Raw genomic sequence first — 17,922 nt, forward strand, 5'->3', positions numbered from 1 at the left:
AATTTTGGACAGCGCATGCGCTGGCCCTGAAAGGGTGAGCCCCAGGGATGGGGCGAGCAATCCGCGAAGCGGCGATTTACCGCCGGGAGCCCGGGTCGCCAGGGTGGTGGCGATTGAGCCACCCTGGCACGTTCACCGGTCATGTCGTTACAGAGTAGCAAGGAACATAAAGTAAACGGAATGACCTCCACAGCCGTATGTTCCCCCTCACCCCAGCCCTCTCCCTCAAGGGAGAGGGGGCGTCCGTGTAGGCATTATTTTGTGGGGAACCCTCAGCCCCCCAGGGGAGAGGGTAAAAACCTTAAACCAACACCACCTCAATCCCACTTTTCCGCAGCCCGTCCAGACTCTCCGCCGGAATACCTTCATCGACAATAATCATATCAATCCTTTGTGTATCAATGATTTTATGCAGGCTTGAGCGGTTAAACTTGCTGGAATCCGTCACCACAATAATGCGCTCTGCCACCTCGCACATTTTGCGGTTCAGACGGGCTTCGTCTTCGTTATGCGTACTCACGCCACGATCGAGATCGATGGCATCGACGCCCAGGAACAGCAGGTCAAAATGGTAATTCTGTAGCGACTGTTCTGCCTGGTCACCGTAGAAGGATTGCGACTGACGACGCAAATGCCCGCCGGTCATCAGCAACTCCACCCCGTCTGCTTCCAGCAGCGCATTCGCCACGTTCATCCCGTTGGTCATCGCAATGACGTCCGTGTGCTGGCGCAGCATGCGGGCGATTTCAAACGTCGTGGTACCCGAATCCAGAATGATACGGTGCCCGGGTTTTACCAGCGCGGCAGCGGCCTGGGCAATGCTGCGCTTCACCGCCGTATTCAATGAACTCTTATCTTCCACGGAAGGCTCAGCGCCCGGCACATTACCTTCGCAAATCAGTGCGCCGCCGTAGGCGCGAACGGCAATGCCCTGCTTTTCAAGAAAGGCGAGGTCATTGCGGATCGTCACCGTCGATACGCCGTACAGATGAGACAGATCGTTAACCTGCACACTTCCCTGCGCCCGCAACCGCTGAATGATCTGCTCTCGCCTTTCACTGGTGCCGGTGATGCGCTTTTCCGCGGATGAATCGGTGCTGCTCATACGAGCTCCTTAATCAATATTCTTTCGTTTCATTTCGTTTTGCCTATTAAGGCCTTTCCTTTACGGGAATGCAAGCCCTGCATGGTGACGATACGCAAGCTGGCTTCGCGCTGAAACCTTTCATTATGTTTCTTTTGTGAAACAGATCGGAAAACTATTATCTTTCGTTTTATTTTTATATCACCATGATGCAGGATTAAATGAAACAAAACGAAAGATAAATATCATTACCATCCGAAATGGAGAGGAAAGTGAAACATCTGACAGAAATGGTGGAACACCATAAACGGGGGAATTCAAACGGGATTTACGCCGTCTGCTCCGCGCATCCGCTGGTACTGGAAGCGGCAATTCGTTACGCACATTCGCATCGATCCCCGCTGCTGATCGAGGCCACCTCCAATCAGGTGGATCAGTTTGGCGGCTATACCGGCATGACGCCCGCCGATTTTCACGGGTTTGTCTGCCAGCTCGCGGACTCGCTCGGCTTCCCGACGTCACAGCTGATCCTCGGCGGCGATCACCTGGGCCCTAACCGCTGGCAAAATCTCCCTGCTGAACAGGCGATGGCAAATGCCGACGATCTGATCAGAAGCTACGTGGCTGCCGGGTTTAAGAAGATCCACCTCGACTGCAGCATGTCCTGCGCGGACGACCCGGTTCCCCTCACCGACGCGATCGTCGCCGGACGCGCCGCACGCCTGGCGAAGATTGCCGAAGCGGCCTGCCGCGAGCAGCTTGGTGAATCCGATCTGGTCTACGTTATCGGTACGGAAGTGCCGGTCCCCGGCGGCGCGCACGAGACGCTCACCGAACTTGCCGTGACCACGCCGGACGCGGCCCGCGCCACACTTGAAGCGCACCGCCACGCGTTCGAAAAGGAAGGCTTAACCGACATCTGGCCGCGCATTATTGGCCTTGTGGTCCAGCCTGGCGTGGAGTTCGACCACGCGCACGTCTGCGACTATCAGCCGCAGAAAGCCGTCGCCCTGAGCAAAATGGTTGAAGCCTACAACACGCTGGTGTTTGAAGCGCACTCCACCGACTACCAGACGCCGCAGGCGCTGCGAAAGCTGGTCAACGATCACTTTGCGATTCTGAAAGTTGGCCCCGCCCTGACCTTCGCCCTGCGCGAAGCGCTCTTCGCGCTGGCCGCCATCGAAGAGGAACTGCTGCCAGCGAAAGCCGTTTCTGGCCTGCGTCACGTGCTGGAAAACGTCATGCTCGATCGCCCGGAATACTGGCAAAGCCATTACCACGGTGACGGCAACGCGCGTCGCCTGGCGCGCGGCTACAGCTACTCTGACCGCGTTCGCTATTACTGGCCGGACAGCCAGATTGACGACGCCTTCGAGCGGCTGGTGCGTAACCTGGCAGACGAGCCCATTCCGCTGCCGCTGATCAGCCAGTACCTGCCGCTGCAGTACGGCAAAGTTCGCGAGGGCGCTCTCAAGTCAACGCCACGGGAACTCATCATCGACCACATTCAGGACATACTCCAGCAGTACCACGCCGCCTGCGAAGGCGTAACGACGCAAAACGCATAATAAAAAGAGGAAAGCGCTATGCCAAACATTGTCTTATGCCGCATCGACGAACGCCTGATCCACGGTCAGGTGGGCGTGCAGTGGGTGGGGTTTGCGGGGGCAAACCTGGTACTCGTCGCCAACGATGAGGTGGCTGACGATCCGGTTCAACAGAACCTGATGGAGATGGTGCTCGCGGAAGGGATCGCCGTGCGCTTCTGGTCGCTGCAAAAAGTGATCGACAACATTCACCGCGCCGCTGACCGCCAGAAAATCCTGCTGGTCTGCAAATCACCCGCTGATTTTCTGAAGCTGGTTGAGGGCGGCGTGCCCATCACCCGTATCAACGTAGGAAACATGCACTACGCCAGTGGCAAACAACAAATTGCCAAAACGGTCTCTGTCGACGCGAACGATATCGCCGCGTTCAACGGCCTGAAGGCGGCCGGGGTGGAATGCTTCGTTCAGGGCGTTCCAACAGAAACTGCTTTGGATCTCTTTAAACTGCTCTGAGGGATTCACAATGGAAATCAGTCTGTTGCAGGCGCTGGGGTTGGGCATACTCGCCTTTATCGCCGGTCTGGATATGTTTAACGGGTTAACGCACATGCACCGCCCGGTGGTGCTCGGGCCGCTGGTCGGCCTGATTCTGGGCGATCTGCACACCGGCATTTTGACCGGCGGTACGTTAGAGCTGGTGTGGATGGGGCTGGCCCCGCTCGCCGGTGCCCAGCCGCCGAACGTCATTATTGGCACCATTGTAGGTACCGCATTTGCCATCAGCACCGGCGTGAAGCCAGAAGTTGCCGTTGGCGTCGCCGTCCCGTTTGCCGTCGCGGTACAGATGGGAATTACGTTCCTCTTCTCGGTGATGTCCGGCGTGATGTCACGCTGCGATCGCATGGCGGCCAATGCAGATACTCACGGTATTGAACGGGTTAACTATCTTGCGCTGCTGGCGCTCGGCATCTTCTATTTTTTGTGCGCCTTCCTGCCGATCTACTTCGGTGCGGAACATGCAAAAACCGCCATTGATGTTCTGCCAGCGCGTCTGATTGACGGCCTCGGAGTCGCGGGCGGCATCATGCCTGCCATCGGCTTCGCCGTGCTGCTGAAGATCATGATGAAAAACGTCTACATCCCTTACTTCATTATCGGTTTTGTCGCCGCCGCCTGGCTCAAGCTTCCGGTGCTGGCGATTGCGGCCGCCGCGCTGGCCATGGCGCTGATCGACCTGATGCGTAAATCACCTGAACCGACGGCTCCCGCAGCCCAGAAAGAGGAATTCGAAGATGGCATCTAATCAAACAACGTTACCGGGCGTGTCAGAATCCGAAGAGACGCTGCTGACCGGCGTCAACGAAAACGTCTACGAAGACCAGAGCATCGGTGCCGAACTGACGAAAAAAGATATTAACCGCGTGGCCTGGCGTTCAATGCTGCTGCAGGCCTCGTTTAACTATGAACGTATGCAGGCCTCCGGCTGGCTGTACGGGCTACTGCCCGCGCTGAAAAAGATCCACACCAACAAGCGGGACCTGGCGCGGGCGATGAAAGGCCATATGGGCTTCTTTAATACCCATCCGTTCCTGGTGACCTTTGTTATCGGCATCATTCTGGCGATGGAGCGCTCCAAGCAGGATGTGAACATCATCCAGAGCACCAAAATTGCCGTCGGCGCGCCGCTCGGCGGTATTGGCGACGCCATGTTCTGGCTAACCCTGCTGCCCATCTGCGGCGGTATCGGCGCCAGCCTGGCGCTGCAAGGATCGATTCTTGGGGCCGTGGTCTTTATCGTGCTGTTTAACGTAGTGCACCTCGGCCTGCGTTTTGGCCTGGCGCACTACGCTTACCGGATGGGCGTGGCGGCCATTCCGCTGATCAAAGCCAACACCAAAAAAGTCGGTCACGCGGCGTCTATCGTCGGGATGACGGTAATCGGCGCGCTGGTGGCGACCTACGTCCGCCTCAATACCACGCTTGAGATCAAAGCGGGTGATGCCGTTGTCAAACTGCAGGCCGACGTTATCGACAAGCTGATGCCCGCATTCCTGCCGCTGGTCTACACCCTGACCATGTTTTGGCTGGTGCGCCGCGGCTGGAGCCCCCTGCGACTGATCGGTATCACCGTGCTGCTGGGCGTTGTCGGTAAATTCTGTCATTTCCTGTAAAAGCAAAGAGGTTGCGATGTTAGGCATTATTTTGACGGGTCACGGCGGGTTTGCCAGCGGGCTTGAGCAGGCGATGAAGCAGATCCTCGGCGAACAGCCGCAGTTTATCGCCATCGATTTTCCCGAAACGTCCACCACCGCGCGGCTGACCGCTCAGCTTGAGCAGGCGGTGAGCGAACTCGATGCAGAGCACGATATTGTGTTTCTCACCGACCTGCTCGGCGGCACGCCGTTCCGCGTGGCGTCGACGCTCGCCATGCAAAGGCCGGGCAGTGAAGTGATAACCGGCACCAACCTGCAGCTGCTGCTGGAGATGGTGCTGGAGCGCGACGGATTAAGCAGCGAAGCGTTTCGTCTGCAGGCGCTGGAGTGCGGGCACCGCGGCCTGACGAGCCTCGTAGACGAGCTGGGACGCTGTCGCGAGGAAGCCCCTGCCGAGGAAGGGATATGAGCCAGCTGCTGCGTGCGAGGCGGGTGCTTACCGAACAGGGCTGGCTGGATGACCACCAGCTACGCATTGAAAACGGCGTGATTGCGGCTATTGAGCCTGTCCCGGCGGGCGTGACGTCGCGCGATGCGGAACTGCTCTGCCCGGCGTATATCGATACGCACGTCCACGGCGGCGCGGGCGTGGACGTGATGGATGATGCGCCTGACGTGCTGGATATTCTCGCGATGCATAAAGCGCGCGAAGGCGTGGGCGCCTTTTTACCCACCACCGTTACCGCGCCGCTGGAGGCTATCCACGGCGCGCTCGCGCGAATCGCCCGACGCTGTCAGTCGGACGGCCCCGGCGCGCAGATCCTGGGCAGCTACCTGGAAGGACCGTACTTTACGCCGCAGAACAAAGGGGCGCATCCGCCGGATCTGTTCCGGGAACTGGATGTCGCCGAGCTGGACAGGTTAATTGACGTTTCACTGGACACGTTACGGGTGGTGGCGCTCGCGCCGGAAAAACCAGGCGCGTTGCAGGCGATTCGCCATCTTAAACAGCGCGGAATACGCGTGATGCTGGGCCACAGTGCCGCTACGTTCGATCAAACCCTCGCCGCGTTTGATGCGGGTGCCGATGGGCTGGTGCACTGCTATAACGGCATGACGGGACTGCATCACAGAGAACCCGGCATGGTTGGCGCCGGGCTGACGGATAAACGGGCGTGGCTGGAGCTGATTGCCGACGGGCATCACGTCCATCCGGGAGCCATGCGGTTATGCCGTTGCTGCGCAAAAGAACGCCTGGTGCTGATCACCGATGCCATGCAGGCGGCCGGTATGCCGGACGGAAGGTATACGCTCTGTGGTAAAGAAGTCTCGATGCAAAACGGCGTGGTTCGAACCGGCTCCGGCGGGCTGGCCGGGAGCACGCTCTCGCTGGATGCCGCTGTACGCAATATGGTGGAACATACAGGTATCACTGCCGAAGACGCCATTCATATGGCCTCGCTGCATCCCGCCCGCCTGCTAGGCATGGATAATCAACTCGGTTCGTTAGCGCCGGGTAAACGCGCGAATCTCAACGCACTGAACGGGGGTTTACACCTCCAGCAGATCTGGATTCAGGGCCAGGCTCTCCCCCTTTAGCCCTTTCATTGTGTCTCCTTTTGGCTTTACGGCCCGAGATCGTAAGGCCTTTCTTTTCCTTTCCTTTAATCTGCCTCTTCCTTTCACGATCACACTTTTCTTTTTATTTCTTTTCTTTCATTGAAGTTTCGATTTCTTTTCTATAGATTTTATTCAACTGCTAAAGTGAACAAGTGAAACGAAACGAAAGATAGCGACACGATTGCCAGCGTCTGATGTGGAATTCACACGACTAAGGACTGAGTTATGCCACAAACTACCACCGCCGCAACCGGCACCTGGACCGAGGAAGAGATCCGCCAGCAGCCTGCCAGCTGGATCCGCTCGCTCAACAATATCGATAGCCTGCGCTCTTCGATCGACAGCTTCCTGACGCCGCTGCTGCGCAAGCACGATCTGCGGATCGTCCTGACCGGCGCGGGCACGTCCGCTTTTATCGGCGATATCGTTGCGCCATGGCTTGCGAGCCACACCGGGAAAAATATCTCCGCCGTCCCGACCACTGACCTGGTCACAAACCCGATGGATTACTTCAGCCCTGCGCATCCGCTGCTGCTGGTTTCGTTTGCCCGATCCGGCAACAGTCCGGAAAGCGTCGCAGCCGTTGAGCTGGCCAATCAGTTCGTACCGGAGTGCTACCACCTGTCGATCACCTGTAACGAGGCCGGAAGCCTGTATCAGACCGCCGTCGACAGCGATAACGCTTATGCCCTGCTGATGCCTGCCGAAACGCACGATCGCGGGTTCGCGATGACCAGCAGTATCACCACCATGATGGCGAGCTGTCTGGCCGTATTTGCCCCGGAAACGATCAATAGCCACACCTTCCGCGACGTTGCCGATCGCTGTCAGGCGATCCTCACTACGCTCGGCGATTTCAGCCACGGCGTCTTTGGTAATGAAGCGTGGAAACGCGTCGTGTATCTGGGAAGCGGCGGCCTGCAGGGAGCCGCGCGCGAATCGGCGCTGAAGGTGCTGGAGCTGACGGCGGGCAAGCTGGCGGCATTCTACGACTCCCCCACCGGTTTCCGTCACGGGCCAAAGTCGCTGGTGGATAACGAAACGCTGGTGGTGGTGTTCATCTCCAGCCATCCGTATACGCGTCAGTACGATCTGGATCTGCTGGCCGAGCTGCGCCGCGATCGCCAGGCCCTGCGCGTCGTCGCCATCGCCGCTGAAAACGATCCAGCAATTGAGGCGGGTCCGCACATTCTGCTGCCGCCTTCCCGTCCGTTTAGCGATATGGAACAGGCGTTCTGCTTCCTGATCTATGCCCAGGTCTTTGCGCTCACGCAGTCGCTCAGCGTGGGCAATACGCCCGATACGCCATCCGCCAGCGGAACGGTCAACCGCGTGGTGCAAGGCGTTGTTATTCATCCGTGGCAGGCTTAAGAGGATCTGATTATGAGTATTATCTCGACGAAATATCTTCTCCAGGACGCGCAGGCAAAAGGCTATGCCGTTCCGGCGTTCAACATCCACAACGCGGAGACGATCCAGGCGATCCTCGAAGTATGCAGCGAAATGCGATCGCCAGTGATCCTCGCGGGCACGCCGGGCACCTTTAAGCATATTGCGCTGGAAGAGATCTACGCCCTGTGCAGCGCCTACTCCCTCACCTACGACATGCCGCTGGCGCTGCACCTCGATCACCACGAATCGCTGGAAGATATTCGCCGCAAGGTCAACGCGGGCGTGCGCAGCGCGATGATCGACGGCAGCCACTATCCGTTTGAACAGAACGTGAAGCTGGTGAAGTCGGTGGTCGATTTCTGCCACCTCAACGACTGCAGCGTCGAGGCCGAACTGGGCCGCCTGGGCGGAATGGAAGATGACATGAGCGTTGACGCGGAAAGCGCGTTTCTCACCGATCCGCAGGAGGCGAAACGCTTCGTCGAACTGACCGGCGTCGATAGCCTTGCCGTCGCCATCGGCACCGCGCACGGCCTGTATACCAAACGCCCAAAAATCGACTTCCAGCGGCTGGCGGAAATCCGCGAAGTGGTAAGCGTGCCGCTGGTGCTGCACGGCGCGAGCGATGTGCCGGATGAGGATGTGCGTCGCACCATCGAACTGGGCGTGTGCAAAGTTAACGTGGCAACCGAGCTGAAAATTGCTTTCTCTGACGCGGTTAAGGCCTGGTTTGCCGACAACCCGCAGGGGAACGATCCGCGCTTCTATATGCGGGTCGGCATGGACGCCATGAAAGAGGTGGTCAGAAGCAAAATCACCGTTTGCGGCTCCGCAAACCGGCTATTGCTTCCAGCGGAAGCCTGATCCCATCGCGCATTACGTCAGCACCTAAAAAATAACTATAAGCCTCGCAAATATGAAGGCGCGTCCTTAAGCCGGACAGCGCCTTCCATTATCCTAAAAATCCGAGGAGTCCCTACATGACACAGGAAAAGTCGTTTAAATCGAAAGCGTGGGAATTTTTCCAAAGCCTGGGAAAGACCTTTATGTTCCCGGTCTCCCTGCTGGCCTTTATGGGGCTGCTGCTGGGGATCGGTAGCTCCGTTACCAGCCCTTCCACCATTAAAAGTTTTCCCTTTCTGGGCGGCGAGTTAACGCAGTTGACTTTTGGCTTTATCGCCATGGTGGGCGGCTTCGCCTTTACCTATCTGCCGCTGATGTTCGCCATGGCGATCCCGATGGGCCTCGCGAAACGCAACAAGGCCGTAGGCGCCTTTGCCGGGTTCGTTGGCTACATGCTGATGAACATGAGCATTAACTACTACCTGATCGCCACCCACCAGCTTGCCGATGCCGCCACTATGAAACAGGTGGGACAATCGATCGTGCTGGGGATCCAGACCCTGGAGATGGGCGTGCTGGGCGGCATCGTGGTGGGGGTGATTACCTATTTCCTGCACGAGCGTTTTCAGGACACGGTCCTCCTCGACGCCTTTGCCTTCTTTAGCGGCATCCGTTTTGTACCGATTATCACCGCCCTTACCCTTTCGCTGGTCGGGCTGTTCATTCCCCTGCTGTGGGAATACGTGGCGCTGGGGATTGCCGGGATTGGACATATTATCCAGAGCACCAGCGTTTTTGGCCCCTTCCTTTACGGCGTAGGCGTGCTGCTGCTTAAACCCTTCGGCCTGCACCACATTCTGCTGGCGATGGTGCGCTTCACGCCAGCAGGCGGCATTGAAATGGTCAACGGCCATGAAGTGGCCGGCGCGCTGAATATCTTCTACGCCGAGCTGAAAGCCGGACTGCCGTTTAGCCCGCACGTTACCGCGTTTCTGTCGCAAGGGTTTATGCCGACCTTTATCTTTGGCTTACCTGCCGTAGCGTACGCCATCTACCGCACCGCGCGTCCGGAAAACCGCCCGGTGATTAAGGGGCTGCTGCTTTCCGGCGTGCTGGTGTCCGTCGTCACCGGTATTTCAGAGCCGATTGAGTTTCTGTTCCTGTTTATCGCACCTGTGCTTTACGCCTTCCACATCGTGATGTCTGGCCTGGCGCTGATGGTGATGGCCCTGCTCGGCGTCACCATCGGCAACACCGACGGTGGGATTCTGGATCTGCTGATCTTTGGCGTGATGCAGGGGATGTCGACCAAATGGTATCTGCTGTTCCCAGTCGGTATCGCCTGGTTTGCCATCTACTTCTTCGTATTCCGCTGGTACATCCTCAAACACGATATCAAGACGCCGGGACGTGAAGTGGATGCACAGGCTGCACAGCAGGCCGTCGAAGCCAACACCCGCGCGCGTGGAAAATCGAAATACGATCATGAGCTTATCCTGCAGGCGCTCGGTGGCAAAGAGAACATAGAGTCGCTCGACAACTGCATCACCCGCCTGCGTCTGGTGGTGAAAGAGATGGGCCTTATCGATCAACAGACGCTGAAAGCGGCGGGCGCCCTGTCGGTGGTTGTGCTAGATGCTCACAGCGTGCAGGTGATCATTGGCCCGCAGGTGCAGAGCGTCAAAACCGGCATTGAAGCCTTAATTTAACAGGGGGTCGTTGTGTTTGATTTCGACAAAATCGTCGAGCGTAAAAGCGATAAGTGCCGCAAATGGGACCATGCGTTTGTCTGCTCACGCTTTGGTGATGTTCCGGAGGGGTTTATCCCGCTGTGGATCGCAGATATGGATTTCACCTCGCCGCCCGCCGTTATTGAAGGCTTCCAGCGCATCGTGGAGCACGGCACCTTTGGTTATACCTGGTGCTTCGACGAATTCTACGACGCGACGATTGCCTTTCAGCGCATGCGTCATCAGGTTGAGGTCGCGAAGTCGTGGATCACCCTGACCTACGGCACCGTCTCCACGCTGCACTACACGGTTCAGGCGTTCTGCCAGCCTGGCGACAGCGTGATGATGAACACGCCGGTCTACGATCCGTTTGCAATGGCGGCACAGCGCCAGGGCGTTAAGATCCTCGCTAACCCGCTCCGCGTGGAGGAAAACCGCTATCAGCTGGATTTTCATCTGATTGAAGATCAGCTCAAAACCCACCGTCCCAAACTGTGGTTCTTCTGCTCGCCGCATAACCCCTCGGGCCGAATCTGGCGCGCGGATGAGATACGTCAGGTGTCCGATCTCTGCAAGCGCTACGGCACCATTCTGGTGGTTGATGAGGTTCACGCCGAGCACATTCTGGACGGTACATTCGTCAGCTGTCTGAGCTCCGGCTGTGCCGCACTGGACAACCTGATCGTGCTGACGTCGCCAAATAAAGCCTTCAACCTAGGCGGGCTGAAAACGTCTTATTCGATGATCCCGGACGATTCGCTGCGCCGGCGCTTCCGCCAGCAGCTTGAGAAGAACTCGATTACCTCACCCAATATGTTCGGCGTATGGGGGATTATCCTCGCCTACCAGCACGGTCTGCCGTGGCTCGACGCGCTGAACGGGTATCTGCAAGGCAACTCGCGCTACCTTGCGGACGCTATTCAGACCCACTTCCCGGCGTGGAAGATGATGAACCCGGAATCGTCGTATCTGGCCTGGATAGACGTGAGCGCCGACGAGCGCAGCGCCACACAGTTAACCCAACATTTTGCCCGGCAGGCGGGCGTGGTCATTGAAGACGGCAGCCACTACGTGCAAAACGGCGAAAACTACCTGCGGATTAACTTCGGCACCCAGCGCTACTGGCTGGAGCAGTCCATCACCCGAATGCTGAAGCATTACTGATAAGGATCTAAACCCGATGAAAAAAGTGCTCACTCTTTCGCTGCTGGCTCTCTCTGTTTCTCATGGCGCTCTGGCCGCCAACTACGCGCTCAATAACGACAATATTGCCCTGTCGTTTGATGACGCAAACGCAACGGTGGTAGTGAAGGACAGCAAGGCTAACCATCCTCTCACGCCGCAGGAGCTGTTCTTTCTGACGCTGCCGGATGAGACAAAAATCCACACCGCAGATTTTAAAATCAAGCACGTCGAAAAGCAGGACAGCGCGATTGTCGTCGACTTTACCCATCCGGACTTTAACGTAACGGTGAAGCTGAATCTGGTGAAGGGGAAATACGCCAGCATCGACTACACCGTTGCCGCAGTCGGCCAGCCGCGAGACGTGGCGAAAATTACCTTCTTCCCGACGAAAAAGCAGTCGCAGGCACCTTACGTAGACGGGGCAATTAACAGTTCGCCGATCGTGGCTGATTCGTTCTTTATTTTGCCGGACAAGCCCATCGTTAACACTTACGCCTATGAAGCGACGACCAACCTCAACGTCGAGCTGAAAACCCCCATTCAGCCTGAAACGCCGGTCAGCTACACCACCTGGTTCGGCACATTTCCGGAAACTAGCCAGCTGCGCCGCAGCGTGAACCAGTTTATTGATGCCGTACGTCCGCGGCCGTACAAGCCTTATCTGCACTACAACAGCTGGATGGATATCGGCTTTTTCAATCCGTACACCGAGCAGGATGTGCTGGGGCGGATGGACGAGTGGAATAAGGAATTTATCACCGGACGCGGCGTGGCGCTGGACGCCTTCCTGCTGGACGACGGCTGGGACGACCTTACCGGGCGCTGGCTGTTTGGCCCAGCATTCAGCAACGGTTTTGGCAAGGTTCGAGAAAAAGCCGACAGCCTGCACAGCTCCGTGGGTCTGTGGCTCTCGCCGTGGGGTGGATACAACAAACCGCGCGATACTCGCGTTTCGCATGCAAAAGAGTACGGTTTCGAAACCGTTGACGGGAAGCTGGCGCTGTCAGGTCCGAACTATTTTAAGAACTTCAATGAGCAGATCGTTAAGCTTATCAAAAACGAACACATTACCTCGTTCAAACTTGATGGGATGGGAAATGCTAATTCGCATATTAAGGGCAGTCCGTTCGCCTCGGATTTTGACGCCTCTATCGCCCTGCTGCACAACATGCGCAGCGCCAACCCGAATCTGTTTATCAACCTGACCACCGGGACCAACGCCAGCCCGTCCTGGCTGTTCTACGCTGATTCCATCTGGCGCCAGGGCGATGACATCAACCTTTACGGCCCCGGCACGCCGGTGCAGCAGTGGATGACCTACCGCGATGCGGAAACGTACCGCTCCATTGTGCGCAAAGGCCCGCTGTTCCCGCTGAACTCGCTGATGTACCACGGGATCGTCAGCGCGGAAAACGCCTATTACGGTCTGGAGAAAGTGCAAACGAACAGCGATTTTGCCGACCAGGTCTGGAGCTATTTCGCGACCGGTACGCAGCTGCAGGAGCTGTATATCACCCCGTCAATGCTGAATAAGGCGAAGTGGGATACCCTGGCGCAGGCGGCGAAATGGTCCCGGGAAAACGCCAGCGTGCTGGTGGACACCCACTGGATAGGCGGCGACCCAACGGCGCTGCAGGTTTACGGCTGGGCTTCATGGAATAAAGACAAAGCGATTCTCGGCTTGCGTAACCCGTCGGATAAGCCGCAAAGCTACTACCTGGATTTGACGAGAGATTTCGAAGTCCCGACAGGAAACGCGGCGCAGTTTAGTCTGAAGGCGGTGTATGGACGTAATTCAACCGTACCGGAGGCGTACAAAAACGCCGTGGTGATTACGCTGCAACCGCTGGAAACGCTGGTGTTTGAGGCGGTACCGGGTAAATAAGGCGTGTTCAGCTGGCAGGTTATGCCATGACCTGCCAGCTTCCGCCTTTCTTTGCCCCTATGCGTTTCAATTTACCTTTTGTTTGCAAAGAATGGAGATATCGTTCCGCGGTGCGGGAAGTCACGCCCAGTACAGAGGCCAACATTACCGCAGTCAATCGCGGTTGAACGGTAAGAAGCTCAAGGATAGCCTTTTCTTTTTCCGACAATTCTTCCGACATTTTTTCCGACATGACGGACGACATACTGATTCCTTCCCGCAACGCTTCCGCCATATTTTGTAGCATGAATTCCACGAATACCGTGCAATCACTGGCCCGATCGCATTGCCCTAAAATCTGGTAATAGCGCCCTTGCTGGAAATGAATGAGTGTCTCAACGGGCAGCCATGCCAGTTCTGCACGCCACTGGCTTAAGATCAACGTTTGCCACAGCCGCCCCATGCGGCCATTTCCATCCGAAAAGGGATGAATAAACTCAAACTCATAATGAAATACTGAACTGGCAATCAGCGGATGAAGATCGGTTTGCTGAATCCAGGTAAGAAGATCGTCGATAAGGCGATTTATCTGCGAAGCTGGTGGAGCCATGTGAACTAACTGGTTTCCACGGTATATCCCTACATCTCCATTCCTGAGCTTGCCGGGGTGATCGACCAGACCAGTCATTAATAATCGGTGTGCACTGAGTAAGTCATTGAGCTTCCATGGTTTCCATTCGGGCAATTTCTCATATGCCAGGATAGCGTTGCGTACTTCCTGAATATCTTTTTCGGGAGCAAGCACGCGCTTGCCCTCCATAATTGCAGTCACCTGGCCTGTCGTCAGCGAGTTGTGTTCAATCGCTAACGAGGCCTGAATGGTTCGAATACGGTTCTCTTTACGGAGAAGCGGAGAGGTTCGACCTGAATGTGCCGCCCAATGTCCTAATAGCTCACCAATCTCAACCACTTGATTGAGAATAAAGGGGGTGATGGTGAAAGGAGGCTGATAGCGGCTCATTTGGCTTATTCCCCCTGCTGCTCCAGCGCATACTTATACAGCGCATTTTTCTTCACGCCGTGGATCTCCGCCGCTAATGCCGCCGCTTTCTTCAGCGGCAGTTCCGCCTGCAGCAGCGCCAGCGTACGCAGCGCGTCGGCTGGAAGCGCGTCTTCTTCCGCCTTGTGCCCTTCGACAATCAGCACCATTTCACCCTTGCGGCGGTTTTCGTCTTCCTTCACCCACGCCAGCAGTTCACCTACCGGCGCTCCGTGGATGGTTTCCCAGGTTTTGGTCAGCTCGCGCGCCAGCACCACGTAGCGGCCTTCCCCCCAGACGGTCACCATATCTTCCAGGCTCTCCAGCAGGCGGTGCGTGGATTCGTAGAAAATCAGGGTGCGCGGTTCCGCTTCCAGGTCTTTTAAGACGTCGCGGCGGCCTTTGGATTTGGCAGGCAGGAAGCCTTCATAGCAGAAACGGTCAGACGGCAGACCTGCGGCGCTTAACGCAGCAATCGCGGCGCACGGCCCGGGCAGCGGCACAACGCGAATACCGGCTTCGCGACAGGTACGCACCAGGTGATAGCCGGGATCGTTGATCAGCGGCGTACCGGCGTCGGAGACCAGGGCAATGTTCTGCCCCTCTTTCAGCTTCGCCACCAGCGTTTCGGCTTTTTGTTGCTCATTGTGATCGTGCAGAGCAAACAAACGGGCGTTAATCGCGAAGTGTTGCAGCAGCAGGCCGGTATGGCGGGTATCTTCAGCAGCAATTAAATCAACAGCTTGCAGTACGGTGAGCGCACGTTGGGTAATATCAGACAAATTCCCGATTGGAGTAGGTACAATATAAAGCTGGCCTTGAGAATTATCTGCCGTTTCGTGTTGTTTCATTGTTTCGTCCGTATTGCCGATTTAATATTGAGCATTGCGTAAAAAAAATCACTGGATACAGTATGGTACCGTTAACGTTTCTTCGAAAAAAAGCCACGCGCAGCGTGCCGCTTCTGCTGGCAGCCCTGATCTTTGCAGGCTGTGGCACCCAGGCACCTGACCAGAGCACCGCCCATCTTCAGGGTTCTGCTCAGGCTGATTCTGGCTTTTATCTGCAACAAATGTCGCAGAGTTCAAATGATACCAAGACCAACTGGCAATTACTCGCCATTCGTGCACTGCTGAAAGAGGGTAAAACCCAGCAGGCTGCCGAACTGTTTAACCAGTTGCCGAAAGATCTTAACGACGCCCAGCGTCGTGAGCAGAGCCTACTCTCTGCCGAGCTGAAGGTCGCGCTGAAAGATTACTCTGCCGCGAAGAAGATCTTCGGGGACATTGACGTGAGCGCGCTGGATAAAAACCAGCAGGCGCGCTTCTGGCAGGCGGGCATTACCGCAGAGCAGGGGCGGCCTTCCCTGACGCTGCTCCGCGCCCTCATCGCGCAAGAGCCGCTGCTCGGCGATGCCGATAAGCAGAAAAATATCGATGCCACCTGGCAAGCGCTGGCGTCGATGACCCAGGAACAGGCGCAGTCGCTGGTCATCAACGCGGATGAAAACGTCCTGCAGGGCTGGCTGGATCTGCAGCAGATGTGGTTTAACAACCGCAGCGATCCAAAGATGCTGAAAGCCGGTATTACGGACTGGCAGACGCGCTACCCGCAAAACCCGGGCGCGAAAATGCTGCCAACCCAGCTGGTGAATGTGCAGAACTTTAAGCCCGCCTCGACCAGCAAAATCGCCCTGCTTCTGCCGCTCAACGGCCAGGCGGCGGTGTTTGGCCGTACCATTCAGCAGGGCTTTGAAGCGGCGAAAAACGGCACGACGGCGGTAACCGGCAGCGCCGTTCCCGCACAGGCGGCCCAGGCGGCTAACGTGAATGATGTTGTCAGCCCATCCGCCGCAGAGACCAGCGACCTGACCACGGCGCAAGCGCCAGCGCAGGGCACGATGCAAAATCCGGTGACGGCCCCGACGACGCCTCCGGCTACTGCTGCACCGGTTACAGCAGAACCGTCAACTACAGCACCTGCGACCCAGGCTCCGGCCGAGACGCAAGCGGCACCAGCGCCTGACGCAACTGCAGAACAGCCTCAACAGCAGACTGCACAGCCTACCGCTCAACCTGCCGCGCAGCCGCAGGCCGTGGCAACCACCAGCGCCAACCCGGGCGCTGAGTTGAAAATCTACGACACCAGCTCGCAGCCGCTTGACCAGGTTCTGGCGCAGGTTCAACAGGACGGGGCGAGCATCGTTGTCGGCCCGCTGCTGAAAAACAACGTGGAAGAGCTGATGAAGAGCAATACCACGCTGAACGTGCTGGCGCTCAACCAGCCAGAGCAGGTTCAGAACCGGGCCAATATTTGCTATTTTGCGCTTTCCCCTGAAGATGAAGCCCGCGATGCGGCGCGTCATATTCACGAGCAGGGTAAGCAGGCTCCGCTGCTGCTCATCCCCCGCAGTGCGCTGGGCGATCGCGTAGCCAATGCCTTTGCCGATGAGTGGCAGAAGCTTGGCGGCGGCGTGGTGCTGCAGCAGAAATTCGGTTCCGTCTCTGAACTGCGCGCTGGCGTAAACGGCGGAGCGGGTATCGCGCTTAACGGTAGCCCGGTCACCGCGAGCCTGCCGCAGCAGCAGGGCGTGACGATCGGCGGCCTGACGATCCCTGCCCCACCAACCGACGCGCAGATTAGCGGTGGCGGTAAAGTGGATGCGGCCTATATCGTTGCCACGCCGCAGGAGATCGCCTTTATCAAGCCGATGATCGCGATGCGTAACGGCAGCCAGAGCGGCGCAACGCTCTACGCCAGCTCCCGCAGCGCACAGGGCACCGCTGGCCCGGATTTCCGTCTGGAAATGGACGGCCTGCAGTACAGCGAAATCCCGATGCTGGCAGGCAGCAACCCGGCGCTGATGCAGCAGGCGCTGAGTACCGTACGTAACGATTATTCGCTGGCGCGTCTGTATGCAATGGGTGTCGATGCATGGGCACTGGCGAACCACTTTACCCAGATGCGTCAGGTGCCAGGCTTTGAGCTTAACGGCAACACCGGCGATCTGACCGCGACTCAGGACTGCGTGATCAACAGGAAGTTATCATGGCTCAAATACCAGCAGGGGCAGATCGTCCCGGCCAGTTAAGCCGTAAAGAGACCGGCGATGCGTGGGAGTTAAAGGCGCGTCGCTGGCTTGAAGGCAAAGGACTGCGCTTTATCGCCGCTAACGTCCGCGGGCGCGGCGGCGAAATTGATCTGATCATGAAAGACGGTCAGGTCACCGTGTTTGTAGAAGTCCGCTTCCGACAGTCCTCCCGTTTTGGCGGTGCTGCCGCCAGCGTGACGCTCGCCAAACAACATAAATTATTACAGACTGCCCACTTGTGGCTTGCCCGCCATAATGGGAGTTTTGATACTGTGGATTGCCGGTTCGATGTGATAGCCTTCACCGGAAATGAGATCGAATGGCTTAAAAACGCTTTTGGCGAAGACGCATAATTAAGATTTAAAAGGGATAAC

General features: G+C 57.2%; 16 protein-coding genes. 13 read left to right on the plus strand and 3 right to left on the minus strand.

Annotated features, from left to right (window positions below):
* Positions 1-301: 301 nt before the first annotated feature.
* On the minus strand, positions 302-1,105 hold the full coding sequence (locus V1587_RS21525; protein WP_371899156.1) for a DeoR family transcriptional regulator: 804 nt from the start codon (positions 1,103-1,105) through the stop codon (positions 302-304).
* Between the two features lie 239 nt (positions 1,106-1,344).
* On the opposite strand from V1587_RS21525, the gene kbaZ reads away from it, so the two are divergent.
* The 11 genes from kbaZ to V1587_RS21580 all read left to right on the plus strand — a co-directional run bounded on the left by kbaZ (position 1,345) and on the right by V1587_RS21580 (position 13,439).
* Positions 1,345-2,652 (plus strand): tagatose-bisphosphate aldolase subunit KbaZ, encoded by a 1,308-nt coding sequence (gene kbaZ / locus V1587_RS21530; protein ID WP_395314480.1) that lies wholly within the window; start codon positions 1,345-1,347, stop codon positions 2,650-2,652.
* 18 nt (positions 2,653-2,670) lie between these two features.
* Positions 2,671-3,144 carry a PTS N-acetylgalactosamine transporter subunit IIB gene (gene agaV / locus V1587_RS21535; protein ID WP_028014524.1) on the plus strand — a complete coding sequence of 158 codons (474 nt, stop codon included), beginning with the start codon at positions 2,671-2,673 and terminating at the stop codon, positions 3,142-3,144.
* A gap of 10 nt (positions 3,145-3,154) precedes the next feature.
* On the plus strand, positions 3,155-3,934 hold the full coding sequence (agaW, locus tag V1587_RS21540; protein ID WP_024906387.1) for a PTS N-acetylgalactosamine transporter subunit IIC: 780 nt from the start codon (positions 3,155-3,157) through the stop codon (positions 3,932-3,934).
* Positions 3,924-4,802 (plus strand): PTS N-acetylgalactosamine transporter subunit IID, encoded by an 879-nt coding sequence (agaE, locus tag V1587_RS21545; RefSeq protein WP_371899158.1) that lies wholly within the window; start codon positions 3,924-3,926, stop codon positions 4,800-4,802. Before agaW ends, agaE begins: the two co-directional genes overlap by 11 nt.
* Positions 4,803-4,818: 16 nt before the next feature.
* The gene (gene agaF, locus V1587_RS21550) at positions 4,819-5,253 is read left to right on the plus strand and encodes a PTS galactosamine/N-acetylgalactosamine transporter subunit IIA (RefSeq protein WP_045355421.1); all 435 of its coding nucleotides are present in this window, start codon (positions 4,819-4,821) and stop codon (positions 5,251-5,253) included.
* Positions 5,250-6,383 carry an N-acetylglucosamine-6-phosphate deacetylase gene (gene nagA / locus V1587_RS21555; RefSeq protein ID WP_371899159.1) on the plus strand — a complete coding sequence of 378 codons (1,134 nt, stop codon included), beginning with the start codon at positions 5,250-5,252 and terminating at the stop codon, positions 6,381-6,383. Before agaF ends, nagA begins: the two co-directional genes overlap by 4 nt.
* Before the next feature lie 246 nt (positions 6,384-6,629).
* A complete protein-coding gene (locus V1587_RS21560) occupies positions 6,630-7,775 on the plus strand; it encodes an SIS domain-containing protein (protein WP_395314481.1) in 1,146 nt (381 codons plus the stop codon).
* A gap of 12 nt (positions 7,776-7,787) precedes the next feature.
* Positions 7,788-8,660: a tagatose-bisphosphate aldolase subunit KbaY gene (gene kbaY, locus V1587_RS21565; RefSeq protein ID WP_371899161.1), complete on the plus strand. Its 873-nt coding sequence runs from the start codon at positions 7,788-7,790 to the stop codon at positions 8,658-8,660.
* Positions 8,661-8,776: 116 nt separating this feature from the next.
* On the plus strand, positions 8,777-10,348 hold the full coding sequence (gene malX / locus V1587_RS21570) for a maltose/glucose-specific PTS transporter subunit IIBC (RefSeq protein ID WP_371899162.1): 1,572 nt from the start codon (positions 8,777-8,779) through the stop codon (positions 10,346-10,348).
* A 12-nt stretch (positions 10,349-10,360) separates the two neighbouring features.
* Positions 10,361-11,533, plus strand: coding sequence for a MalY/PatB family protein (locus V1587_RS21575; RefSeq protein WP_395314482.1), 1,173 nt, complete (start codon positions 10,361-10,363; stop codon positions 11,531-11,533).
* A gap of 16 nt (positions 11,534-11,549) precedes the next feature.
* Complete coding sequence (locus tag V1587_RS21580) at positions 11,550-13,439, plus strand: enterotoxin (RefSeq protein WP_371899164.1); 1,890 nt, start codon at positions 11,550-11,552, stop codon at positions 13,437-13,439.
* A 19-nt stretch (positions 13,440-13,458) separates the two neighbouring features.
* Here V1587_RS21580 and V1587_RS21585 read toward each other — a convergent pair whose 3' ends face one another.
* Positions 13,459-14,439: a Fic family protein gene (locus tag V1587_RS21585; protein WP_371899165.1), complete on the minus strand. Its 981-nt coding sequence runs from the start codon at positions 14,437-14,439 to the stop codon at positions 13,459-13,461.
* 5 nt (positions 14,440-14,444) lie between these two features.
* Positions 14,445-15,308, minus strand: coding sequence for a 16S rRNA (cytidine(1402)-2'-O)-methyltransferase (gene rsmI / locus V1587_RS21590; protein ID WP_048028870.1), 864 nt, complete (start codon positions 15,306-15,308; stop codon positions 14,445-14,447).
* A gap of 62 nt (positions 15,309-15,370) precedes the next feature.
* Between rsmI and V1587_RS21595 the strand changes: the two genes are divergently transcribed.
* Entirely contained in the window at positions 15,371-17,548 is a 2,178-nt protein-coding gene (locus tag V1587_RS21595; protein ID WP_395314483.1) for a penicillin-binding protein activator, read from the plus strand.
* A complete protein-coding gene (locus V1587_RS21600; RefSeq protein ID WP_111964949.1) occupies positions 17,506-17,901 on the plus strand; it encodes a YraN family protein in 396 nt (131 codons plus the stop codon). The genes V1587_RS21595 and V1587_RS21600 overlap by 43 nt, the downstream gene beginning before the upstream one ends.
* The last annotated feature ends 21 nt before the right edge of the window (positions 17,902-17,922 follow it).

Origin of the sequence: Enterobacter sp. ECC-249, from assembly GCF_043965265.1 — a bacterium.
GTDB classification, from domain to species: Bacteria; Pseudomonadota; Gammaproteobacteria; order Enterobacterales; family Enterobacteriaceae; genus Enterobacter; species Enterobacter quasiroggenkampii.